Origin of the sequence: Vibrio frigidus (assembly GCF_042465995.1) — a bacterium.
Taxonomy (GTDB): domain Bacteria; phylum Pseudomonadota; class Gammaproteobacteria; order Enterobacterales; family Vibrionaceae; genus Vibrio.
The window spans coordinates 181908-205123 of sequence record NZ_JBCDMC010000009.1 but is presented as its reverse complement, the minus strand read 5'-3'; the positions used below and the strand labels follow the sequence as shown (position 1 = coordinate 205123).

Below are 23216 nucleotides of genomic sequence, written 5' to 3'. Positions count from 1 at the left end.
TACTTATGCTACCGACTGTTTGCCACGTAAGACGCCACGGCGGCTACGAATCGACAATTGAACCATAGAGAAATAACGATGCTCTTCCGGTACTTGGTCAAGATTATGGTAGATCTCTTGTTTATCGGTGCTGGCATGAGAAACATACGTCGCCGTATCGCTCAAACCAAGCTCTTTCAGTTTCGCCGACAATTGAGGGATCATTCGACCTGCTTTGATAAGCATGATGGTATCGAATTCTTTTACCAGAGTATCAAGGCTCTCAATTCCGTAGGTTGCTGGGACGACACAAAAACGTTCCATACCATCCGCCAACGGTATCTTTGTCGCCGCAGGGACCGCTGTAATTGAGGTAATTCCAGGGACAATAATCGGCACTATCTCGGGTGCTATTTCATCAAGCTCTTCTTGAATATAGGCCCATGTGCTGAATACAGAAGGGTCACCTTCGGTCACAAATACCACCGATTTACCCTGTTTGAGACGATCAAAAATAGTCATCGCTGCTACACGCCAAGCCGGAACATTGACACTCGCATCACGAGTCATGGGGAAATGCAAAAAACAACGCTCTCCCGGGATATCTTTTTCAGGCAATGCACCGTTAACGATCTCCCAAGCAAATGAGTCCGCTTTTCCTTTATTTTTTTCCGGAATCGCTACAACATCAGCTTCTTGAATTAATCGAGCTGCTTTTAGCGTCAACAATTCACTATCACCTGTACCTACACCAACAGCATATAGCTGACCGAATTTGCCGTTATTCATTAATTTCTCCCGAAGGGTATTTAGATTTCACAATTGAAAAGAGGTGGATAGGATTCTCCGCCTGATAACGAAGATACTGCGCCAATGGTTGAGTATTAGAAACGTTCACTAGCTGCGCTTCGAAATTTAGCCCGTTAGATTTCGCCCACTGATAAACATCGACTACTGTGTCCATCGTGACGGCTGAAACGACTAAGCGGCCACCGCTATTGAGTGCGGCCCACACATAAGAAAGAATGTCGTTCATTGCGCCTCGACTTCCACCAATAAAAACAGCATCGGGACTTGGCAGGTCCTTCAGCGCATTCGGGGCAGCGTCAGATATAAGCTGAACATTATCGGTGGCATGCGCGCGCATATTCGCTTCTATGTGTTGAAAGCAGGTTTGATTGCATTCCACAGCGAACACCTTGCCTTTTGAGGCAAATTTAGCAGACTCGATAGAGATAGACCCTGAACCCGCACCGATATCCCAAACCGTGTCCTCTGACTGAATACACATACTGGTAAGAGCAAGGTGTCGTACCGCTTGCTTAGTAATCAGCCCCTTTTGTGGCATACGCATGACAAAGCTATCATCACTCGCAAACTGACCATTGCCTCCCCACCTTGCTTGTTCTTCCCGTTGCGCGACAATGATATTCAATCCATCGAACAGGATCTCGCTACTAGCCAGTTCCTCGACCGAAAACGAGCGAATGCGCTCTGTAGTTCCACCAAGTTGCTCACAGACGGTAAGCTTCCAACCAGATTCACTGAACTGTTGCATGTGTTTTGCCATAATTTGCGGCGTGTTTTTATAATCCGTCAAAATCGCAAACAGGCTACCTGACTGCATCTGTGCCACCATTCCAGCACGCTCTCTGCCATGGCAGGAGAGAAATTGAGCCGTCGACCACGATAATCCCAAACGAGAGAATGCAAGTTGGGCCGAACTTTGGGTCGGAATGAACAGAAGTTCTTCAGCCGGTAACCTTTTTAGTAAGGTTGTTCCGATGCCAAAAAAAAGAGGGTCACCGGAAGCGAGAACCACAACATCCCCTTCTTCAGACGCATCAATCACCTTATTTAACCAGACAGAAAAACCTTCGGTCATATCGAGAAAATCACCATCGAATTGAGGAAACCATGCCATATGGCGAGGATGGCCTGCCACAACTCTGGCTTTCGACACGGCATTTACTGCCCTGCTGGTTAAGCTCATACACCCATCTTCAGCAACACCAATTACCGTAATACTTGCCATAGGTTTATACCGTTTGATAGAGAAGGGCGTGAATAGTTGACACCACAATAGGGCTGCCGCCTTTGCGGCCGACGCTCGCAATATAAGGTATCTTATTCTGGTCAATGAGAGCCTGTTTGGACTCTTTAGCTTTAACAAACCCAACTGGGATACCAACGATTAGCGCCGGTTTTATCTCCTCAGCTTCCACCATTCTTAGTACTTCAAACAGCGCAGTAGGTGCATTACCAATGCCAATTATCGCACCGTCTAGTAAGCCCAGATCTCGTGCTCGACGCATAGCCCAAATAGCTCTAGTTTCACCCTTCGCTTTTGCAATGGTGATTACCGCTTTATCACTGATAAAACAGTGGGTATCATTTTTATATACCGATAATCGTTGGGCACTTAAGCCACTGGTGATCATCGTCACATCACTAATAATTGGACAACCCGCTTTTAGTGCTTCAATTCCTGCTTCGACCGCCCCGTCACTAAACCGAAACAACTGAGCAAACTCGAAATCACCCGTGGTATGAATTGCCCTTCGCACAACTGGCCACTGCTTCTCGTCAAACTGGTGGCCACCGTGAAATTGGTGGACCTCTTGATCGATAATAGAGAACGAATCATTCTCGATTACCTGCCCTTGTTGGGTCATCTGTTTCATTGTGTCCATGTCTTTTCACCTGAAATTTGGTCAATAGGTTTGGTTGGGTTTGATATAGCATTCACATCGGAATATCGGGCTAAGGGTTTGCCATCGAAATCGATTAGAACGACATCGATATCCAATTCATTTGTTACATAACGGTCCGCATGAATTTTTGCCTCCTGACACAAGCGCTCAAGAAACAACTCTGGTCGGTCTTCTCTAACTAGCTCTAATACATGGCGTCCCGTGTTGGCCGCATAGATTTTATCGCATAAGAGAGGGGATACTTTTGCCTCTCTGGCAAGCTTGCTAAGATGTGTAAAGTCGATAGCATGACCAGATACATGAGTCATCATTCGACCGGAAATTAATTTGCCTAACTTACCAATCATCACCACCAAGGTAACGCGCTTTACGTGAAAGCGTTTCGCCGCTCTTAACCCAACGCCAATAAAATCGCCGGCCTGAATAAACGCCAATTCCGTCAGTTCTGGCCATTGCTTGATCGCCGATTTTTCTGAACGGCTGCCCGTGGTCAAAATAACGTGCTCTAGACCATTGCTTTTCGCAACCTGAACTGACTGTCTCACTGACGCCGCATAAGCAGATGTAGAGAACGGCTTAACCGTTCCACGCGTGCCCAAAATAGAGATTCCACCAATCAAACCTAGCCTTTCACTGATGGTCTGTTTCGCGGCTTCTACTCCTCCGGGAGCCGAAATAGTAAGTTCAAGCCCAGAATATGGTTCGCCTAAAGCATTATTGCTGTTTGGTGAAAATGTTAACGTTGAATGATCCCACTCTAGCTGCACCATTTCGAGGATATTGGCCCTAGGTATCGGATTGATAGCGGGTTCACCGACCGGAAGTTCAAGCCCCGGAAGCGTCACAGTCGCGATCCCTTCCCCACCTTTGAGCTGAATTCCAGGGTGCCGGCTCCACTTAGCTGTACACTGAATCTCTAGGCCATGGGTACAGTCGGGGTCATCTCCCCCGTCCTTAATAATACCGGCAAGTACTTGCTCGGTTTGTCGTTCAACGATTCGTTCTAAACGAACCAGTTGAAATGTCACCAAGTCTCGATTGGGAAGTTGAATGTCTATTTGAGAGAACGGCTTATCCGAAATTAGCATCCGCACAGCCGCGCGAGCCGCCGCCGCCGCACAAGCCCCTGTGGTATAGCCCCAGCGCAGCTCTTTATTGCTTTTCGAACGCTTTAATTTACCCACTAACAGAAACTCCGGCACGATCGGGATAGTTATATATAATCAAACATTAATGCGGCCGAAATCGAAATACAATGACTCTGAGTGATCCCGCCCAGGCTGTTTGATTGTTGGTTATTTAGCAGGTTCTGACTTACGAAATATATATTCAATCACACAAGATTACATATTTCGTTCACAGTTGCGGGTACAGTTCAGGGATTTAACCTGATTCACTTTATAAAATAGCACTCAGAAGATATAAACGAGCACCACCTATCACTAAATATTCCCAAAGTCTCTCATACAGCATCGATAATAAAATTGATAAATATCAATTTAGATTAAATGATAGAATCATAACCATGAAAAATATCAGTAATTGATATGAAGGTCTTTTAATAGAAAAATATAACTTACTAATATTATTGAATTAAAATGTGATATGTGCGCACCGAAAGAATTTTACTATTAAATATTTCGACGAAAAACAGTGACGTATATCTCATAAAAAAGAATATTGCGATTATAAAATCGGCGAATGGCATCTTTTTATCCTAAATGGGATGGTATTTACCATAACTGACAATTTACACACAAAGTCATTGCTTAATTGGACATGAATAAATAGTGGTATGGTTCTTTTTATTTATATGTTGTAAAAATAAACATCTTTATATTTGTTGATGTTAATCACTATTATAATTGATGTTTTTAAGGCAATATGATTGTCATTCAGGTGTAATATTTATTAAATTGACCTGAGCACAGAATAATGGACATCATTCAATGCCCATTATTCTGTGTTTAGGTTAAATAGCACTTAAAAGGGAATCAAGTTAGACGCTTGAGCTGTGCCCGCAACTGTAATTGGAGAGTCGGCAGACATTAGTCCACTGGATAACATCCGGGAAGGCGCGCTGCCAGATGTTGACCCAAAAGCCAGGAGACCTGCCTGAATAATAATAAAAACTCTAACACTAGAGTTTGTAAAGGCGAGCGGGTTACTCGTGGTTTACTGGCCTATTTATGGCCGGTCCCGATATTCAATCCTGTAAGCCAAAAATAATGGTCACACGAACCCCATCAATAGACCCACCATATGATGGAAAGGACGTTGTACTTAAACTTACGGAATATAATAATGTCAAATACTAAACGTTTTAATTATATGTTTAATATACATAAAATCCCTCGCAAGGCACTAAAGATCATCTCTATCGGGCTATTGACCACCTTGCCTCTTATCCCTGTTGTTCACGCTTCTGAACCAACGGCTAAAACAGAAAAATCCGCTATTGTACTCGCCGCATTTGGCACAAGCTATGACACAGCAATCGGGTCACTTATTGGTATACAAAAACAGGTCCAAGACGCCTACCCAGATACACCCGTCCGGTTTGCATTTACTTCGAGTATTATTCGTAAAATCTGGCATAGACGCGCATCGGATGATGAGTATCAAAAAAGTCATCCTGAGGTACCACAAGGTTTTTACCAAGTGAAAAATGTACTCGGTACGATGGCTGATCTGCAAAACGAAGGCTATAAGAATATCGTGGTTCAAACAACGCTACTGTCACACGGTGAAGAGTTTATCGATCTTAAAGCCACAGTCGACGCTCTGGCTTCCATTCAAACAATAAAAGAGAAATGGAAACCATTTAATAAGGTCGTTCTTGGACGCCCACTAATGGGCACATGGGGGTCACACAACCCGTACCGAAAAGACTTAGACCAACTTGCTGAAGCACTCGCTAGCGATGTACAACGAGCAAAAGAAAACAATACTGCTTTGATCTATATGGGTCATGGCAACGACCATCTTTCTACCGGTCTCTATTATGAATTGCAAGAGGTGATGAATAAACGTTACCCCGACGTAAATATCTATGTTGGTCTGGTGGAGGGCTACCCCAACTTCGATAATATAATGGAACAGTTAAAACGCGACGCAATAAAAAGTGTTGCCGTAAAACCGCTAATGGTCGTAGCTGGAGACCATGCAAGCAACGATATGGCTGGTGATGATGAAGATTCGTGGAAAGTGATGCTGTCAAAGCAAAACATCAAAGTAACCCCTTTACTCGAAGGATTAGGTAGCAAAGAATCCATTCAAAAGATCTATCTTCAACATCTCGTCGACGCGGCAAAAGACGCCAACATAACGCTACGTTAACACCGTTGATCATACTCATTTAATAGAAAGAGCAGTATAGCCATGATTTCAGATCAACATCACACCGATGACGCTTTCATTGAGGTTAAGTCATTGACCCGGTATTTTGGTAAAAGCAAAGCTGTCGATGAGATGAGTTTTTCCCTTCGTCGCGGAGAAGTGTGTGCCTTTCTGGGACCGAATGGAGCAGGAAAAACGACAACAATCAAGATGATGACTGGGCTGCTCGAACCTGACTCTGGTCAGGTTCTGTATGAGAAGACAGAAAATCGTTCTGACCGACATAAATTGAGGCGATTAATCGGGGTCGTTCCTCAACACAATAATGTTGACCGGGAGCTAACCTCCGTTGAGAACCTTAAGGTTCATGGCCTATTGTACAAAATGCGCGGTGCTTCCCTAACACAAGCTATCGACGAATGCCTCGAATTTGCCGGGCTAACTGAACATAAAGACAAGCCAGCCTCAAAGCTATCAGGTGGCATGAAACGAAAATTGGTTATCGCTCGAGCGCTAATGCACAAGCCAAAAATCTTGTTTTTGGATGAACCAACGGTGGGATTAGACCCCCACAGCCGAAGAAAAATGTGGTCTTTTCTCAATAAAATCAACAAGGAACGTAACTGCACTATTTTCCTCACTACGCATTATATTGAGGAAGCAGAACGATTAGCGGATCGCGTCATCTTTATAGACAGCGGGAAAATAATCACACAAGGAACCGCAGAAAACCTCAAGCACAGCTTGGGGCGCTATGTTCTTGAAATAGAAACCGAGGATTTCCATCAGGAGTTTTATGATAACCGAGAGCAAGCGTTGGAAAGACTCGCTGATATCTCTCACGATCCTATGGAAACCCGTTCTCCAAAAACAAGAGTAAGAGAAACCAGCGTCAGAGAAACCACATTGGAAGATGTTTTCCTCCATTTCACTGGAAAAAGGCTAATAAAGAATGCTTGATGGTGTCGTAGGCATTTACTATCGGGAATGCACCGTATTAAAGAAAAAGATTGTCCGTGTCGTATTGGCAGCAGCGGTTCCTCCGTTCCTATATCTGATGGCATTCGGCTATGGCGTAGGTAAAGGAACCACCGTTGAAGGTATCGAATATCTCACATTTTTGTTACCGGGACTTTTAGCGATGTCGAGTATGAACCATAGCTATAATATCGCGAGCGAAATCAATATCAGTCGTTTCTATCTAAAGATATTTGAGGAGTACCTGTTGTCACCTAACCAGCGATGGCAAATCGTGGCTGGCGAAGTGGCTTATGGCGTCACTAAAGGCATGATTCCTGTCGCTGTAGTGGCAATTTATAGCGTTTTTTGTGGTATCAGTTTGCATTTCTCTATTCAGTTTGCCTTGGCTTTGCTGTTGCATCTGATTGCCTTTGCTCTTATTGGTTTTATCATCTCACTCAAGATGAAAAACCATAGAGATCAGGCGACCATGAACTCATTTGTGATTACCCCGATGATGTTTCTTTCTGGCACATTTTTTCCTGTCGATCAGATGCCCATGGTGATTCAGATACTGGCTAAACTTTCCCCTCTAACTTACAGCGCGGATCTCATTCGCTCTTCTCTGTTGGATACCCCTTTTAATACCTCATCATTGGCTATATTGTTTGTTCTGACGCTCATACTGCTGTTTGTCGCTAATCGAATTGTATATAAGGTCGAAGCATGAGGTGGACATTAGTTACTATCTTTATTATTTGTATGCTGCTTTCAACGCTGATCGGCCCCAACTGGATCAATCCTTTTGATATGTCGCCGATCGAATACAAAATTCTGACCGAACTTCGAGTGCCTAGAGTGCTATTTTCGGCCGTTATCGGTGCCATGTTAGGTCTTAGCGGCAGCATCTATCAGCTTACGTTGAAAAACCCTTTGGCAGACAGTTTCACCACTGGCGCGGCTTCATCCTCAGCATTGGGGGCCGTATTAGCCATTTCCCTTGGTATGCCGGTTCACTTTGTCTCTGTATTTGCTTTTATAACAGGGTTAGGTGGACTCACTATGGTTTATCGGATGTCCCTGACAGCGGGACGGATTAACCCAATTACAATGATCTTAGCAGGGGTCGTTATGAATGTGGTCGCTTCTGCGGTGATCAGCTTTTCTAAGTACTATTTTGAGGACTCTCTAAACTCCATTGTCTATTGGTTAATGGGCGGCATTTTTATGGTCAACGTAGAAAGGTTAACCATTTGCACCTTATTGTTTTCGGGCGTCTTCTTTTATCTGCACCGCAATTCAATGAAACTGAACATCTTGGCTCTAGATGAACACTCGGCGCAGAGCCTTGGTGTCAATGTCCATCGCCTTCGTTCCAAGGTGTTTATCGCCTCGACCTTACTGGTTTCGGTGGCGGTCAGCTTTTCAGGGATTATCGGCTTTGTTGGTCTTATCGTTCCCCATATCTCTCGCAGTCTTTTTGGCAGCGATATGAAACATAATATCTTTTATTCCAGTTTGTTTGGTGCGTTTCTGCTTATGGCATCAGATACTATTGCGAGAGTGATAATTCCAGGTGGGGCTGAGCTTCCAGTTGGTATTATGACGGCGGTATTCGGTGGTGCGTTCTTCTTCTATCTGTTAAAGCACCGAAGGGAGCACTTCTGGAATGGCTAATATCAAGATTCAAAATCTAGAATATCGCAGAAGCGATTTCTCCCTTAACGTCCCTTCATTAGCTATTGAATCTGGTGAAAAAGTGGCATTAATGGGTGAAAACGGTTGCGGGAAAAGTACACTGATAAATTTGCTTGCTGGGTTAATCGAAACCCCTCAACAATCCATATTTTATCAGCAACAGCCATTGGAAGAGATCACCCACTCTACACGGGCGAGGCTGTTTTCCGTTCTGCCACAGTTTTCAGATATCTCATTTCCGTTTAGCGTCCTTGAGGTTGCGCTGCTTGGAAGATATGTACACTTAAAAACCAATGAGTTCCAACAACAGGATAAAGACAAGACCATCGAGTTACTGAAGTTACTGGATATAGAACAGTATAAGAAACGCAGTTATTCAGATCTCTCTGGTGGTGAAAAACGCCGAGTGATGTTAGCGCGCGTGTTAAATCAGGAGGCACCAATTATCTATTTAGATGAGCCTAACTCCAGCTTAGATATCCGTCATACATTAGAAATATTTGACCACTTACACCAATTGCCACAGACGGTCATCACTTCTGTACACGATATCAATCTAGCGTATCGCTATTTTGATCGATTCCTTTTCTTTAAGAAAGGGGAGCTTATTTATGATGTCCTTAGGGACCAAGTAACCCCACAACTACTCTCCGAGGTTTACGATGTTACGGTGTCTTCTGATACTACTAGCTTTAGTTTCTGTTCCTGAAGCTATAGCCTATGAAAGAATTGTCTTACTTGCGCCCGCTGCAGGTGACATATTGATTAAACTTGGCGTTCAGGACAAGGTGGTCGGCGTTACTCGCAGTAACGACGACTTCCCCAATGCGCTAAAGGTAGGTTCTCACATCAAGCCAAATGTTGAGTTACTGAAAGGCCTAAAACCAGACCTTCTTATCATCAGCTCAAATCGATTTTTTTCTGAGTATATGTCGCAGCAACTAGACGTAGAGGTGATGAAGTACGACCCCGTCACGTTGGACCAAATCCTTACGCAGATAACAAGCTTAGGTGAGCGGACAAATAGACAGTCTGAGGCGAATAAACTTGTCCAAGAGCTTGTTCATGTTCGTGAACAAATTCAACCATTGAAACAAAAACCAAGGGTAGTTTTTGAAGTAACAGAAAGCCCATTTATGGTGGCAGGAGATAAGAGCATAGTGAATGGTATTATCGGCGCTGCGGGCGGTGATCTTATCGCGCCTACTGGGCGTAAGGTTGCCAAATTTAACATCGAAAGCATCCTGATTGAGGACCCAGATTACTATATCTATCAAGTCGGGCCTATGAACAAACGCCCTACTCTGCCGTCACAAAGACCAAACTACAGCATACTCAGTAGTGAGTTTATGAAGGTGGACCAATTAGAATTTTCACGCGCAAACACTCGGTCTTTCTATCTATCATTGGAACTAAATCATCGATTTAATACGCAGCAATAGCAGGCCTTAATTCGAGCCTAAATATATCATTGGGGGAAAACATAACTCATCATTCCCCCTAACCATTGATGAAAATCAACCTTAACCATGTTTGGACTTTTTGTATCTGAAATGGGTTGTTATCTACCTTTATACCATTCGCTATAACGCTACCATGAGCAAAAATTACGCTTATACCCTTTTGGTAGGTAGGTCATGGCTCGAAGATCTAAAAAAAAATCAAACCTTGTCGTCGAAAAAGTTGCCGCTATAGCTTCATTAATATTAATTATTGCCGCTTGGTGGTTTGGCGGAGTTGAGATATCTCAGCGTCAAAGCACTATGCTAAATTCGTTGCTAGAAGAGAACCAGCAACTCGTTAAGGTTGATGATAACCTTTACAAAATCACTGAAAACGACGAACAAAAAGCATGGTTAGGCGTTGGGCAAGGGGTTGGCTACGGTGGTGAACTTAGCGTCGCAATTCGTATGAATATACAAGGCGCCATTGAGCAAGCCAGTATCTTATCCATCAAAGACACCGCCTCTTATGTGAACAAGGTGATTGAACATGGTTTAGTGAATAAATTCCTTGGCACAATGGGCAGAAGTCAGATCCCCGTAGATGCCATAAGCGGCGCAACGTTGTCTTCGAATGGCATTCTAAACGCCGCGAATAATGCCGTAGACCCGATTCGTGAACAGATCTTTGGCTATCGCCTAGAAGAAGCATCTAGCCCATTTGATACGGTAAGCTTCCTTGATGGACTCGCGGTGGTGTTCTTCCTATTGGCCATTTATGTCAGCCGGTCTACCAGCATCCATAAAAACAAGATGCAATGGACCGTGATGATTTCCGCACTGCTTATATTTGGTTTCTACTCGGCTGCCCTTGTTTCTTCCGCCACGATGGGCATATTAATCTCGGGGACATGGACATCAGGCCTTGGAAATTATACCGCCATTATTCTTCTGATACTCAGTGTCGGCTATATTCTGTTGTTCAACAAAAATATCTATTGTCAGATGATCTGCCCTATGGGTACCACACAACAATGTCTCTCTAAACTTACTAATGCGAAAACCATCAGCCTTAAACACAAAGCCTTTCATTGGTTCCCACGGCTTATTTTATTGGCGACGTTGAGCGGTGGTTTGTACTTTAGAAATCCTGCGGCATTCACCTTTGAACCATTCGGTATTATGTTCAGCATGGTGGGTTCTATTTATCTATTTATTCCGACTATTTTGTTGCTCATCACCTCGCTGTTTATTCATCGTCCTTGGTGTAAAACCCTCTGTCCTATTAATGCGATGACCGACTATCTGCTCTTTATAAAAGAGTGGTACAAACAGGTAACCAAACCGAAAAGGATCAAAAAAAATCCTGCAGGAAAACAAGACAAACTAACGCAAAATAAGCGCACCAATACACACCTCAAAAATGAGCAACCAATCACCATCTCTGTTGAGGAGTCATAAGTATGAGAAAGCATTTTCTATATCTATTTTATGCCGTGACATCCGGTTTCATCCTACTGGCTTTACATCAAGACATTACCCTGGTTCTGAAAACCAGCAGTTCCAACAAACCTCAATATGTTTTTAGTCAAATCACCGATGACAATGCTGAAAAACGCAAGCAGGAAGACATGGATATCATTCGCCAATGGGCCAAGGGATACGATCCAAGTGCTCGTAACCACGACTGAGGTAGAACATGAACGTAAACAAAAAGGTGGGGACCACCACCACTCAAAAAGAAACAGAAATTAGGATAATGGACGGCAATGAGGCCGCGGCTTCTGTGGCATATCGCTGTAACGATGTCATCGGCATCTATCCGATTACCCCATCTTCTGCCATGGCAGAGCATTGCGAAGAGTGGACGAACGACCAAGTCACTAACTTCAGAGGCGTCATACCTAGTATTTACGAGATGCAGTCGGAAGCCGGAGCGGCAGGTCTTGTACACGGGGCATTAACGGCAGGCTCTTTAGCCACCTCTTTTACCTCATCACAGGGATTGTTATTAATGATCCCAAATATGTATAAGATAGCGGGCGAACTCACCCCTTTTGTACTGCATGTCGCGGCGAGAACAGTGGCAACACACGCCCTTTCAATCTTCTGCGATCACTCCGATGTGATGGCGGTACGTCAAACTGGCTTTGCTATGCTTTCAGGCAATAACAGCCAACAAGCCCATGACTTAGCATTAATTGCTCAGGCAGCCACATTACAAAGCCGTATCCCCTTTGTGCATTTTTTTGATGGATTCAGGACCTCTCATGAGCTAAACCACGTCCAAACTATCCATAATGACACAATAGAAAAAATGTTAGATGAAGACGCTATTGCACAACACTTTCAGCGAAGACTGACACCAGACGCTCCAACACTCAAAGGTTCTTCACAGAACCCGGACACCTACTTTCAAGCAAGAGAAGCGGTAAACAGTTATTATAATATCTGCTCTAACATCGTCGTCGACATGATGGGAAAATTTGGCGAGCTTACCGGACGTCATTACCAACCTTTTCAATATTTTGGTGATGAAAAAGCCACCGCACTTATTGTCGTGATGGGATCCGCCACAAGCACCGTGAAGCAAACCGTTACTGGATTGCAAAAAAAGGGTAAACACGTCGGTGTTCTATGCGTTCATCTATTTCGGCCGTTTTCTGTCGAGCATTGCTTAAGCGTTATTCCATCAACGATTCAAAACATTGCAGTACTGGATAGGACCAAAGAACCTGGTGCCATCGGCGAACCACTATACCTCGACATGCTCGCAGCAATGTCACAAAGCTGGCACACACACCATAGCACCCCCACACCGGAAATTTTTGGTGGACGATACGGAATCTCTTCAAAAGAATTCACCCCTTATCATGTAGAGTCTATCTATACTGCTATAGAATTTGGCTCAATCTTTCATAGCTTTACGGTCGGTATAACCGATGACGTCACCAACCTTTCGCTACCATTAGTCCATACAGGCATCGACTACGATGAGTCAACACTCCGGGCACTTTTCTATGGGTTGGGATCAGACGGTACCGTTGGCGCAAATAAAAATACCATCAAAATCGTGGGCTCCGACAGCCCTTGGTTTACCCAAGGTTATTTTGTTTATGACTCCAAAAAAAGTGGGGGGATGACCACATCTCATTTGCGATTCGATAACACCCTAATTGATGCGCCTTACCTCATAGATAAAGCAGACTTCCTTGGTTGTCACCAGTTTAGCCTGCTTAAAAACAACGACATTCTGGCCCATGCCAAACGGGGTGCAACCGTTCTATTTAATTCTGTCTATTCAGCAGACGAGTTGTGGGGACAGCTCAATTACCGCGAACAGAACCATATCCTTAAAAAGAATTTAAGGATTTACACTATCGACGCCAACGACCTCGCGAATCGATGTGGTATTCGTGGTCGCATTAACAATATTATGCAGCGTGCTTTCTTTTTATTGACCGAATTACTCACGCCTGACCAGGCATTTGAACGACAAAACGAAGCCATTAAAAAAACCTATCAACGTAAGGGTGAAAAGTTAATCCATGCCAATCTGGCGACAGTAGCGAAAACCGAAGCCGATTTATTTGAGGTTTTACCCAATGTTAATACATTAAGTAATCCTGAATACGTGCCAATTGTCTCGCGTCATGCTCCGGAATTTGTAAAAAAAATAACAGCTGAACTTTTACAAAACCGTGGAGACCAATTACCTGTAAGTGCTTTTCCCGTTGATGGTCAGTGGCCCACTGCCACCAGCAAATGGGAGAAACGAGATATCGCAAGTTTTGTCCCACAATGGAATCAAGAAAGCTGTACTCAATGCAATATCTGCAGCTTAGTCTGTCCTCATTCCGCTATTCGAGTAAAAGTGGTCAGTCGCACATTGTCATTAAAAGATGCTCCTAAATCCTTCATAACTACAGACTATAAACTGCGAGATTTCCATGGTGAACGATACACCCTTCAAGTTTCACCTCAGGACTGCACTGGCTGCCAGCTTTGCGTGGATATGTGCCCTACTCTGAATGAAAGCGATGGTTCAAGAAAAGCATTGAAAATGGTGGCTAGGGCGTCAGTATCAGTAGAACAAAACCAGAATTTTGAATACTTCACCCAATTACCTGAACTTAAAGCTATCGAAGTCAAGCGCATCGATGCCCGAAGCAGCCAGCTTTTGGAGCCATTACTTGAGTTCTCTGGGGCTTGCTCTGGCTGTGGGGAAACCCCTTATATTAAAGTGATCACCCAGCTGTACGGTGACCATATGCTGATTGCCAACGCGACAGGTTGCTCTTCGATATATGGAGGAAATCTACCCACCACACCTTATAGCCAAAACAAACAAGGACAAGGGCCTGCGTGGGCAAACTCCTTGTTTGAGGATAACGCAGAGTTTGGTCTGGGTATGCGGATGGCATTAGAAAGCGAACAAGATATCGCACTGACTCAACTTAAAACCATGCAAGACTCTCTTCCGAAACCTCTATTCGAAGACATTATCAAACTGGTTAACGATTCCTCAGTTAAAGGAATCACGAAGCAACGTGAGAATATCAGACACCTGAAACAGCTGATTACTGAAGAACACTCAATGACGCAGTATGCCAATTCACTAGTCGCAAAGTCCGTATGGATTATAGGGGGTGACGGATGGGCATTTGATATCGGCTATGGCGGTGTAGACCATGTGCTAGCAGGCAATAAAAACATCAACATCATAGTGCTAAACAATCAAGTTTACGCCAATACCGGTGGACAACAATCAAAGGCAACCCCAACCGGTGCCATCGCCAAATTTGCTAGCGAAGGTAAACAAACCGTAGGAAAAGATCTTGGTATTACCACCATGATGAATGGCAACGCCTACGTCGCCACTATCGCTATCGGGGCGAATATGAATCAAACCTTGAAGGCGATTCAGGAGGCAGAGTCTTACCCCGGTCCATCTTTGATTATCGCTTACGCTTCCTGCATTACCCACGGTATCAACATGTCTGAAGGTATCGAACAACAGCAACAACTTGTCGATACCGGTTTGTGGCCACTCTACCGATTTGACCCTAGACGAAAATCCAAAGGTAAAGCTGCGCTTCAGCTTGATTCACGGCCTGCGAAACTCGGGGTGGAACACTTCATTGAACGCCAAAATCGATTTAAGCAGCTTTCAACAAAAGATCATGAACGCTATCTACAAGGGATCGCTTCACTGCAATCTCAAGTCGAACATAAACAATCATTACTTAATCAATTAGCTGAATGGAAATAACGCCAAACGTATCGACATTCGATTAGTCCATACACTCAAAATTGGTATAAACACTAAATATAGAGAGAACAACAATGGCAAACATCGCCGTATTTTATGGGAGTGACTCCGGTTCGACAAAAAAAGTCGCCGCGCTTATCGCTCAGCAATTTGGTATCGATAGCTACGACATCGCAGATATAGAATTGGAGAATTTCGAACAATATGACCTTATCATTCTCGGTACGCCGACAGTAAACAACGGCGAGATTCAGTCTGACTGGGACTATGTACTCGATGACATCGAAGATCTTAATCTAACAGACACCAAGGTTGCGGTCTTTGGCTTAGGAGATCAGATCGACTACGCCGACACTTTTGTGGATGCCATGGCCGACCTTGCGCAAGCATGCGAAGAAGCAGGCGCGACACTTATTGGTCCGTGGCCTTCTAAAGGCTATACGCATTCGGAATCGAGAGCCGAGAAAAACGGTTTGTTTGTCGGCCTTGCTATCGATATGGAAAGACAAGCGGAACGTACACATGAGCGAGTTGAAAACTGGGTAAGTCAACTGAAGTCATCCATGAACGAATAAAAGTGCGTCGAAAGATCGATATAAGGGTGACGAAATGAAAGCCGAGGGTCGATAAATAGACTATAACGTTAACGACTATACTGGGTTAACTTTCTTTTGAGCGCCAAATCGGTCAGCATCGACGCCTTTTTTCCAATAACCTACGGCAAAAATATTCAGTCTATCAAGGCCGATATCTTCTTGTAATACAGGACGCAGTGAACGAATGCTTCTGGCTTCCAATCCCAAAAATACATGGGTGTCTTTCGACATCCCCTGTGCCACCTTTAGAACTTTTTCCTCTAGGGTTATCGTCGCTTCATCCTCCACAAACCATTCCGTATTTTGTGAATCGTCATAATCCATCTCTATTATGTCTGCACGAGTAGGAACCCCAATGATCGCTTTCACGTCCGTTCCGGGTCGAAACCTTGGTACATATCCGTTTATTGCATTTATCGAAGTTATGTCCCCAACCAACAAATAGCTATGGTGGTCGTAGTTGGTCATTTTCATTGGCCCTGGCCCAGCAATCATAATGCTATCTCCAATTTTTGCATGCCTTGCCCAATTGGTAGCAGGACCATTATGACGATTGATGACAAAATCAAGTCCTAACTCTCTCGTCTGTGGGTCAAAAAAACGAATGGTATATGAACGCATCTTGCGTTCATTTTCATCTTGTGACGGCAAAACCACCTTCACATATGAACCTTCCAAATCAATAGGGAAGTCTTGCATACCCTCTCCAGTCAAAACAATGCGACGCATATGTGGAGAAAGTTCGATAATTTTTGACACGTGTGTTAAACGCGCTTTTGGTTTATTTGGTCGCATTCTGTTTTCCTCTTTAACTTGAACAATAGCAATTAAGTTGATAAAGTCTACTATAGTTCTTAATGGTTGACTATGTCAACTATATTGTAAGGTTATTTTTATGAACAACGATTCTATCTCCGACACTATTTTCAATATGGTTCACTTATGCCGTTTAACAATGCGGTCAACCCTTAAAGCGAGCGAAATTGGATTAAATTCCATGCATATCAGATGTTTAACTTTTATAGAAAAAAATGAAGCATGTACAGCTAATGATATCGTCAACTTCTTTGCTAGAGATAAAGCGCAGATAGCTCGCCTGATTAAAGAGATGATTGATAAGGGTTGGTTGTCGAAGCGTGCTAACCCTGAGGACAAACGAAGCCAGTTTTTGACTCTGACAGAAGGTGGTAAAGCATTAATGAAGTTAGTATCCGAGACTCAGAGCAGTATGCACAATAAAATGCAAGAGAACCTCACCGAACAAGAACTGGCTGAATTCAGAAGAGTAGCCGACATAATCTCGTGCAATCTTCGCAACGTTTAAACAAAACGAGCTAAGTATAAGCCATACGATAGCAATCGCGAGCGTATGGCTTATCTTGCTTTACCTAATACCTTAATCGTATATTGGCATAAAGCGGTCAAATGCAGCTTCACAAAAATCACCGGGGTCGTTAAAACGGCGATTAATATTTAGGCTTGAGATCTCCGCCATTTGATTGTCTGTGAGTGAGAAATCAAAAATAGATATGTTTTCCTGCAGACGTCCGATATTGGTACTTTTGGGAATAATCGAACAGCCGCGCTGTATTCCCCATCTTAATACTATCTGTGCTGGGGTCCTGTTATGAGCTTTTGCAGCATCAATAACCACCTGCTTTTTGAGTACAGAATCCAGCGTTTCTGCCATGTTCATTTCTAGATAAGAGAGCGAACCTAGCGGTGAAAATGAGGTCACTGCAATACCATAATTATTCGCCAATCTTATTAACTTTTCTTGAGTAAGATAAGGATGGGACTCAATTTGAAGTTCAGATGGCTTAATTTTAGCGTATGCCATTAGGTCATTCAGAAGTCCGGTATTGTAATTACAAACACCAATATGCTTAACCAAACCCAATTCTACAAGCGCTTCCATACCTTGCCACGTCTCATATAAAGGAACCGGTGCGAGTTCCATTGTTGGTTTATCGGCCTCTGGATCAAGCAGCCATTCTGGCGGGTAACGCGTCTCAAATGGGACATAAGGTTGAGCGATGGGGAAATGGATAAGATAAGAGTCTAGGTAATCAACACCGAGGTCAGAAAGCGTACGTTCTAATGCCGGTTTTACATGTTCTTTTTTATGGAATGTATTCCAGAGTTTAGAAGTAATCCACAACTCTTTCCGAGTGACTATTCCTTCCGCAATGGCGCGTTTTATCCCTTCACCGACTTCCTTTTCGTTACCATAATCGCAAGCACTGTCTAACAGTCGATAACCCAGTTTAATCGCGTTATATACTGTATCAGCACACTGTTCTTTATTGATCTTCCATAAACCCAAACCAATTTGTGGAATCTTGTATTCGCTTCTCATTTAACGTCCTTAATTACCTATTAATCGTTATGCAGTGTCTCATCTACGATGACATTAGTCCTAATGCATTAGTCCAATGCCGTTCGGTTAACGTTATCTAAACCTGTCATCTCGATTAAAATGGGACTATTTTCACGAAAACCAACGTCATCCCCATGAAAATGGGGATCTAAGATTCCCGTTTTCACGGGAATGACGAAGTATTTGGCACTAACCGAACGGCATTGTAGTGCATTAGTCAGTCTTTTTCATCGCCTATTCATTAAGGTTACATAGTTTAAACCGAGTCACAACCTTCTGCTTACTGCGTATTCATAAAATTAGAAGCGTGCACATTCGCGTCGCTCTTTACAGCAATTAACCTTGACTAATCCTTGATCCTTAGCTTGCGACCAAGACAACATATTCAATAATTCGTCGTCATATTCCCGTGAAAACGGGAATCTTGGTAGGTTTAGATCCCCATTTTCATGGGGATGACGAAATGTGGTAGCCTTATGTGAACAAACAAGTGTCAACGAACAATGAGCATAATCTCTTCAGAGGTCATTGGCTTATCGAAATAGCGCATAAATTGATCAAACTTTTTATGTCACCATTTGAGAACGTGAAGTCACCGGATTGCAGATTTTTAGCCCTCCTTTTGACTACAAAAAAATGTCAAATTATCTTATCTGGTTAAAGAATACTGATTGTTAAAATCGTATACGTGTTCACGTTTTCATGGGAATTATTTGTATGTTACTCCTTGCCCGATACAATAGAGAACACAAATAGCCATTGTTAGGATTATACAAATAATGACACGTCAAAAAATAGTGTTGGAGCCAATGCAATTGGCTTGGTTTAATATCGACTATAATATTTCTGCACGCATCTCTGCTATTTAATTTTTCTTCGGTGATTTCTCACCAAAAATAACAACCTACATCCATTAATTATTACAAAAATTGAAGTTATTTAATATTTTCAATTTGCTTCTCAATGTTTGTAATTGGTTATTTTAATACCGTTGTTAATTCTACTCTGCCTTGCCTTTGTTAATTACCTATAGCTGCACGAAAATGACGATGAACAAGGTATACATAGTCGATAATAATCGTATTTATCATCCTACTCGAACACAACACTTATCAATTCCAGTATCAAAAATGGAGTAACAGAATGAACTCAGTTTTATTAGGGGTCAATATTGACCATATTGCCACACTACGAAATGCACGTGGTACTAAGTACCCAGATCCCGTACATGCTGCTGAAATAGCAGAAAGAGCAGGTGCGGATGGTATCACTATCCATCTACGAGAAGATCGACGCCATATAAAAGACAGAGATGTTCGTATTCTTCGTGACACCCTTCAAACTCGCATGAATCTTGAGATGGCTGTTACCGATGAAATGGTGACAATTGCGCTAGAAGTAAAACCAGAGTTTGTCTGCCTAGTTCCTGAGAAACGAGAAGAGCTAACAACTGAAGGCGGATTAAACGTCAAAGACCAGTTAGATAAAGTCAAAGCTGCCACACAAACCCTTTGTCAGGCAGGTATCCACGTTTCCCTATTTATAGACGCGGATAATGAACAAATATTTGCTGCTAAAGAGTGTGGTGCACCATTTATTGAGCTGCATACCGGTCATTACGCCAACGCCAAAACAGAGCACGACCAACAGATTGAACTTGAAAAAATCTCTGCAGCAGCAACCTATGCCGCCAGTCTCGGTATTATTGTGAATGCAGGTCATGGCCTCACTTATCACAATGTCGCGGCGATTGCTGCCCTTCCGAATATTTATGAGTTGAACATCGGTCACTCTATTATTGGTCGAGCGGCCTTTGATGGACTAAGCAAAGCGGTTTCTGATATGAAAGAAACCATTGCTATAGCGCGCCGCTAAACCATGCATCATTGTCATCATTTTTAAGAAAATGCTGATGAGAGCAAATTATTATTACCTGCGTAACACGTTAAGCTGAAGGAAAATATAAAGATGATTAGAGTTGCCATCAATGGTTTCGGCCGTATAGGAAGAAACGTTCTCAGGGCTTTGTATGAAAGCGATAAACATAAGACCATTGAAATAGTCGCAGTAAACGAACTTGCAGAACCGAACGCCATGGCTCATTTGTTACAATATGACTCCACTCACGGACGTTTTAAGAACCCCATTACTTATGATGAGCGGTGCCTGTTTATTCACCGAGAAAATAATAACGTTGATTCTGTCCGCATTTTTCATTTTGCCGATATTGAACGCCTTCCTTGGCAAGACCTCAAGGTTGACATCGTTTTGGATTGTACCGGTGTGTATGGCAGCAAAGCTGATGGCGAGAAACACATCGCTGCGGGCGCAAAAAAGGTTTTATTTTCACATCCTGGTTCGAATGATTTAGACAACACGGTTATTTACGGTGTTAACCATGAGACGCTGAAACCGGAACATAACATTGTGTCAAACGGCTCCTGCACCACCAACTGCATTGTGCCTATTATTAAAATACTGGATGAAAGCTTCGGCATTGAGTCCGGCACCATCACCACGATTCATTCATCTATGAATGATCAACCGGTCATTGACGCTTATCATTCAGACCTTCGCAGAACCCGTGCTGCAAGCCATTCGATTATTCCCGTCGATACAAAACTTCACAAAGGTATTGGAAGGATATTCCCTAAGTTTTCTGATAAATTTGAAGCCATTTCTGTCAGAGTTCCCACCGTCAATGTCACCGCCATGGACCTAAGTGTCACAATCCACGCCAGTGCAAATATTGATGAGATCAATCAAACCATATTGGAGGCTTCTAGGTACTCATTGCGAGGTATTGTTGATTATACTGAAGTCCCGTTAGTTTCCAGTGACTTTAATCATGACCCTCACAGCGCGATCGTAGACGGAACCCTGACTCGGGTAAGCAATGGGCATTTAGTTAAAATGCTGGTTTGGTGTGACAACGAATGGGGTTTTGCTAATCGAATGCTCGATACTGCTCTCGCGATGTTTCGTTAAACTCGACCAACAAAACAAAAAAAAGAGTGCAACCGAATTGGGTTGCACTCTTTATTAGAACGACTTATTTCACTAAGACGTAAAAACCTACCGAACAGCGATAACTTCAATTTCGATTTGCGCGTCTAGAGGTAATCTAGCCACTTCAACACAAGAACGTGCAGGGAATGGCGCGTCATGCTTATTGAAGAACACTTCGTACACCTCATTTATGCGTGCGAAATCATTGAGGTCTTTTACAAATACCGTTGTCTTGACAATATTCTTAGCCGTTAAGCCAGCTTCCGTTATTATCGCCAATGCATTTTCTAACGATTGAGTGGCTTGCTCTGCAACATCATCTGGCATTACTTTTGTTTCTGGATTGATAGGTAATTGACCTGATGTAATGATCATACTGCCTAAATCCACGCCTTGTACGTACGGACCAATTGCTGCAGGCGCACCGGATGTTTTAATCGCAACCATTTTACTTTCCTATTTATTTGAGAGGCTGGTTATCTATATTGTTAGATAACCAGCGAGTTATTGAACCTTTTACTTAATTCTGACTATCCCACGTACGAAGGAAGGAAACCTAACATCGACATGATATGGAACACGGCGGTTAACACACCGAAACCCATAACAAGATAGATCATAACTTGACCACCAGGTGCTCTAAAGCCTTTATCTCCAGTCTCTAACATACGTGCTTTTCTGACAAGAAGAGCAGGAATGATACACGTCCAAACCGTTGCCGCAGCGCCAGCATAACCAATGACGATGACAAAACCGAAAGGGAACAACAGCGATAAAACAAGTGGTGGTAAGAAAGTAACCAACCAAGTTTTTGCTCTTCCTTGCTTAGTATCTTCAAACTTGAACAAGTCTGCTAAATAGTCAAACACCCCAAGTCCAACACCAATGAAAGAAGACAAGATTGCCGCCATTGAGAAGGTATTAATCGCATTGGCTACTTTTTCAGATTCAATAACTGAACCTAATGCCGTAAGTAATGCATCTACATTACCGCCCTGCTCGATGATAGGACCAAACTGGCTTCTTGGTAAATTTCCATAGATACTAAACAGCCACAAAAAGTACAAACTCAGCGCGATTACTGTACCAATCAATATGGCGTACTTCGCTCTTGTTTCTTCTCCGTAGTAAGCTCGCATAGAAGCAACCGAATGATGATAACCAAACGAGGTTAACGCCACTGGTAGCATTGCTAAAGCGTAAGGCGCATAGTTTGCTTCCGCGTTGATAGTGTCAAACAGTATCGACATATCGACTTTGATTGCTAAACCTGACACACCAAACACAAAGCTTAAGACCATGAATAAGATCAAAACAACTGAAATTCTGTCTACTGCTCTGGTGGAGTGCCATACAAAGGCCGAGAAAACTAACACAAATAAGATAGACGCTATTTTACTATCTAGATTCAACGTATCTTGAAGGATAAGGCCAGAAGATGTGATATAAGCATAAAGTAATATCCCTCCTACAAAATAAACCGCTAGGTTATTGAACATGTTGATTTTGTCACCAAGCATGTCTTTAGTTACCGTATTAAACGATACCTTTAAGTCATAATGCTTGAATGATTCCAACAACATCCAACCCGACACTGTCATCACAATCATTGTTAATGTAATGGCAAGAATTGACCATACTGTCCATGCACCCGCTCCTGCGCTTGGTAGGCCTAACATACCGGCACCAACACAAACACTGGCGATAATACATGCACCACCAATCAGTGAAGGGCTTTTTTCCGCAGCTTTATCATTTGATGTAAACGTAGAACTCTGTTCCATTTTTCATTCACTCTTGTTATTTCACGTTATTGGACTACATACC

The 23216-nt window shown here is 43.0% G+C and carries 21 protein-coding genes and 2 riboswitches; of the genes, 13 read left to right on the top strand and 8 right to left on the bottom strand.

All coding sequences use genetic code 11. The features are described 5' to 3' along the window. Window positions 1-3 precede the first annotated feature (3 nt). From cobI to AACW90_RS16760, 4 genes are read right to left on the bottom strand one after another with little or no spacing between them, the layout of a single operon-like run. Entirely contained in the window at window positions 4-768 is a 765-nt protein-coding gene (cobI, locus tag AACW90_RS16775; protein ID WP_390236741.1) for a precorrin-2 C(20)-methyltransferase, read from the bottom strand. Continuing rightward, on the bottom strand, window positions 761-2014 hold the full coding sequence (gene cbiE, locus AACW90_RS16770) for a precorrin-6y C5,15-methyltransferase (decarboxylating) subunit CbiE (protein ID WP_390236739.1): 1254 nt from the start codon (window positions 2012-2014) through the stop codon (window positions 761-763). The genes cobI and cbiE overlap by 8 nt, the downstream gene beginning before the upstream one ends. A 4-nt stretch (window positions 2015-2018) precedes the next feature. After that, the gene (locus AACW90_RS16765; protein ID WP_390236737.1) at window positions 2019-2672 is read right to left on the bottom strand and encodes a precorrin-8X methylmutase; all 654 of its coding nucleotides are present in this window, start codon (window positions 2670-2672) and stop codon (window positions 2019-2021) included. Continuing rightward, window positions 2660-3877 carry a cobalt-precorrin-5B (C(1))-methyltransferase gene (locus tag AACW90_RS16760; protein WP_390236735.1) on the bottom strand — a complete coding sequence of 406 codons (1218 nt, stop codon included), beginning with the start codon at window positions 3875-3877 and terminating at the stop codon, window positions 2660-2662. Before AACW90_RS16760 ends, AACW90_RS16765 begins: the two co-directional genes overlap by 13 nt. 100 nt (window positions 3878-3977) lie before the next feature. After that, window positions 3978-4145, bottom strand: a riboswitch (cobalamin riboswitch). A 500-nt stretch (window positions 4146-4645) separates the two neighbouring features. Continuing rightward, window positions 4646-4826: riboswitch (cobalamin riboswitch) on the top strand. 171 nt (window positions 4827-4997) lie between these two features. Here AACW90_RS16760 and AACW90_RS16755 point away from each other — a divergent pair. The 10 genes from AACW90_RS16755 (at window position 4998) to AACW90_RS16710 (ending at window position 15979) form a co-directional block, all read left to right on the top strand. Beyond that, a complete protein-coding gene (locus tag AACW90_RS16755) occupies window positions 4998-6032 on the top strand; it encodes a sirohydrochlorin cobaltochelatase (RefSeq protein WP_390236733.1) in 1035 nt (344 codons plus the stop codon). Between the two features lie 42 nt (window positions 6033-6074). After that, window positions 6075-6992, top strand: a complete 918-nt coding sequence (locus AACW90_RS16750) for an ABC transporter ATP-binding protein (protein WP_390236732.1) — start codon at window positions 6075-6077, stop codon at window positions 6990-6992. Further along, window positions 6985-7722 (top strand): ABC transporter permease, encoded by a 738-nt coding sequence (locus AACW90_RS16745; RefSeq protein WP_390236729.1) that lies wholly within the window; start codon window positions 6985-6987, stop codon window positions 7720-7722. Before AACW90_RS16750 ends, AACW90_RS16745 begins: the two co-directional genes overlap by 8 nt. Continuing rightward, window positions 7719-8669 carry a FecCD family ABC transporter permease gene (locus tag AACW90_RS16740; RefSeq protein ID WP_390236727.1) on the top strand — a complete coding sequence of 317 codons (951 nt, stop codon included), beginning with the start codon at window positions 7719-7721 and terminating at the stop codon, window positions 8667-8669. The genes AACW90_RS16745 and AACW90_RS16740 overlap by 4 nt, the downstream gene beginning before the upstream one ends. Further along, entirely contained in the window at window positions 8662-9399 is a 738-nt protein-coding gene (locus tag AACW90_RS16735) for an ABC transporter ATP-binding protein (protein ID WP_390236725.1), read from the top strand. The genes AACW90_RS16740 and AACW90_RS16735 overlap by 8 nt, the downstream gene beginning before the upstream one ends. Beyond that, on the top strand, window positions 9353-10132 hold the full coding sequence (locus AACW90_RS16730) for an ABC transporter substrate-binding protein (RefSeq protein ID WP_390236723.1): 780 nt from the start codon (window positions 9353-9355) through the stop codon (window positions 10130-10132). Before AACW90_RS16735 ends, AACW90_RS16730 begins: the two co-directional genes overlap by 47 nt. 195 nt (window positions 10133-10327) lie before the next feature. Then, on the top strand, window positions 10328-11593 hold the full coding sequence (locus AACW90_RS16725) for a 4Fe-4S binding protein (RefSeq protein ID WP_390236721.1): 1266 nt from the start codon (window positions 10328-10330) through the stop codon (window positions 11591-11593). Window positions 11594-11595: 2 nt separating this feature from the next. Continuing rightward, window positions 11596-11823, top strand: coding sequence for a hypothetical protein (locus AACW90_RS16720; protein ID WP_390236719.1), 228 nt, complete (start codon window positions 11596-11598; stop codon window positions 11821-11823). Between the two features lie 8 nt (window positions 11824-11831). Next, a complete protein-coding gene (gene nifJ / locus AACW90_RS16715) occupies window positions 11832-15404 on the top strand; it encodes a pyruvate:ferredoxin (flavodoxin) oxidoreductase (RefSeq protein WP_390236717.1) in 3573 nt (1190 codons plus the stop codon). Window positions 15405-15478: 74 nt separating this feature from the next. Further along, the gene (locus tag AACW90_RS16710) at window positions 15479-15979 is read left to right on the top strand and encodes a flavodoxin (protein WP_390236715.1); all 501 of its coding nucleotides are present in this window, start codon (window positions 15479-15481) and stop codon (window positions 15977-15979) included. Between the two features lie 75 nt (window positions 15980-16054). On the opposite strand, the gene AACW90_RS16705 is transcribed toward AACW90_RS16710, so the two are convergent. Beyond that, complete coding sequence (locus AACW90_RS16705) at window positions 16055-16795, bottom strand: siderophore-interacting protein (RefSeq protein ID WP_390236713.1); 741 nt, start codon at window positions 16793-16795, stop codon at window positions 16055-16057. A 100-nt stretch (window positions 16796-16895) separates the two neighbouring features. On the opposite strand from AACW90_RS16705, the gene AACW90_RS16700 reads away from it, so the two are divergent. Beyond that, on the top strand, window positions 16896-17324 hold the full coding sequence (locus AACW90_RS16700) for a MarR family winged helix-turn-helix transcriptional regulator (RefSeq protein WP_390236711.1): 429 nt from the start codon (window positions 16896-16898) through the stop codon (window positions 17322-17324). Between the two features lie 72 nt (window positions 17325-17396). Here the strand turns inward: AACW90_RS16700 and AACW90_RS16695 are convergent, their stop codons facing one another. After that, window positions 17397-18359, bottom strand: coding sequence for an aldo/keto reductase (locus AACW90_RS16695; RefSeq protein WP_390236709.1), 963 nt, complete (start codon window positions 18357-18359; stop codon window positions 17397-17399). Between the two features lie 1164 nt (window positions 18360-19523). Between AACW90_RS16695 and pdxJ the strand changes: the two genes are divergently transcribed. Both pdxJ and epd read left to right on the top strand, forming a co-directional pair. Next, window positions 19524-20255 (top strand): pyridoxine 5'-phosphate synthase, encoded by a 732-nt coding sequence (gene pdxJ, locus AACW90_RS16690; RefSeq protein ID WP_390236707.1) that lies wholly within the window; start codon window positions 19524-19526, stop codon window positions 20253-20255. A gap of 93 nt (window positions 20256-20348) precedes the next feature. Continuing rightward, window positions 20349-21368, top strand: coding sequence for an erythrose-4-phosphate dehydrogenase (gene epd / locus AACW90_RS16685; protein WP_390236705.1), 1020 nt, complete (start codon window positions 20349-20351; stop codon window positions 21366-21368). An 87-nt stretch (window positions 21369-21455) separates the two neighbouring features. Here the strand turns inward: epd and AACW90_RS16680 are convergent, their stop codons facing one another. Further along, window positions 21456-21836 (bottom strand): RidA family protein, encoded by a 381-nt coding sequence (locus AACW90_RS16680; protein ID WP_195705428.1) that lies wholly within the window; start codon window positions 21834-21836, stop codon window positions 21456-21458. 83 nt (window positions 21837-21919) lie between these two features. Beyond that, complete coding sequence (locus AACW90_RS16675; protein ID WP_195705429.1) at window positions 21920-23173, bottom strand: aromatic amino acid transporter; 1254 nt, start codon at window positions 23171-23173, stop codon at window positions 21920-21922. Window positions 23174-23216: the final 43 nt, after the last annotated feature.

What these genes read in the sequence shown, in the direction of transcription:
- cbiE (WP_390236739.1), bottom strand. Translation starts at nt 2,014, where the DNA reads ATGGCAAGTATTACGGTAATTGGTGTTGCTGAAGATGGGTGTATGAGC.
- AACW90_RS16750 (WP_390236732.1), top strand. Translation starts at nt 6,075, where the DNA reads ATGATTTCAGATCAACATCACACCGATGACGCTTTCATTGAGGTTAAG.
- AACW90_RS16695 (WP_390236709.1), bottom strand. Translation starts at nt 18,359, where the DNA reads ATGAGAAGCGAATACAAGATTCCACAAATTGGTTTGGGTTTATGGAAG.
- AACW90_RS16720 (WP_390236719.1), top strand. Translation starts at nt 11,596, where the DNA reads ATGAGAAAGCATTTTCTATATCTATTTTATGCCGTGACATCCGGTTTC.
- AACW90_RS16765 (WP_390236737.1), bottom strand. Translation starts at nt 2,672, where the DNA reads ATGGACACAATGAAACAGATGACCCAACAAGGGCAGGTAATCGAGAAT.
- AACW90_RS16740 (WP_390236727.1), top strand. Translation starts at nt 7,719, where the DNA reads ATGAGGTGGACATTAGTTACTATCTTTATTATTTGTATGCTGCTTTCA.
- cobI (WP_390236741.1), bottom strand. Translation starts at nt 768, where the DNA reads ATGAATAACGGCAAATTCGGTCAGCTATATGCTGTTGGTGTAGGTACA.
- AACW90_RS16680 (WP_195705428.1), bottom strand. Translation starts at nt 21,836, where the DNA reads ATGGTTGCGATTAAAACATCCGGTGCGCCTGCAGCAATTGGTCCGTAC.
- AACW90_RS16700 (WP_390236711.1), top strand. Translation starts at nt 16,896, where the DNA reads ATGAACAACGATTCTATCTCCGACACTATTTTCAATATGGTTCACTTA.
- AACW90_RS16755 (WP_390236733.1), top strand. Translation starts at nt 4,998, where the DNA reads ATGTCAAATACTAAACGTTTTAATTATATGTTTAATATACATAAAATC.
- AACW90_RS16735 (WP_390236725.1), top strand. Translation starts at nt 8,662, where the DNA reads ATGGCTAATATCAAGATTCAAAATCTAGAATATCGCAGAAGCGATTTC.
- AACW90_RS16675 (WP_195705429.1), bottom strand. Translation starts at nt 23,173, where the DNA reads ATGGAACAGAGTTCTACGTTTACATCAAATGATAAAGCTGCGGAAAAA.
- nifJ (WP_390236717.1), top strand. Translation starts at nt 11,832, where the DNA reads ATGAACGTAAACAAAAAGGTGGGGACCACCACCACTCAAAAAGAAACA.
- AACW90_RS16745 (WP_390236729.1), top strand. Translation starts at nt 6,985, where the DNA reads ATGCTTGATGGTGTCGTAGGCATTTACTATCGGGAATGCACCGTATTA.
- AACW90_RS16710 (WP_390236715.1), top strand. Translation starts at nt 15,479, where the DNA reads ATGGCAAACATCGCCGTATTTTATGGGAGTGACTCCGGTTCGACAAAA.
- AACW90_RS16725 (WP_390236721.1), top strand. Translation starts at nt 10,328, where the DNA reads ATGGCTCGAAGATCTAAAAAAAAATCAAACCTTGTCGTCGAAAAAGTT.
- pdxJ (WP_390236707.1), top strand. Translation starts at nt 19,524, where the DNA reads ATGAACTCAGTTTTATTAGGGGTCAATATTGACCATATTGCCACACTA.
- AACW90_RS16730 (WP_390236723.1), top strand. Translation starts at nt 9,353, where the DNA reads ATGTTACGGTGTCTTCTGATACTACTAGCTTTAGTTTCTGTTCCTGAA.
- AACW90_RS16705 (WP_390236713.1), bottom strand. Translation starts at nt 16,795, where the DNA reads ATGCGACCAAATAAACCAAAAGCGCGTTTAACACACGTGTCAAAAATT.
- epd (WP_390236705.1), top strand. Translation starts at nt 20,349, where the DNA reads ATGATTAGAGTTGCCATCAATGGTTTCGGCCGTATAGGAAGAAACGTT.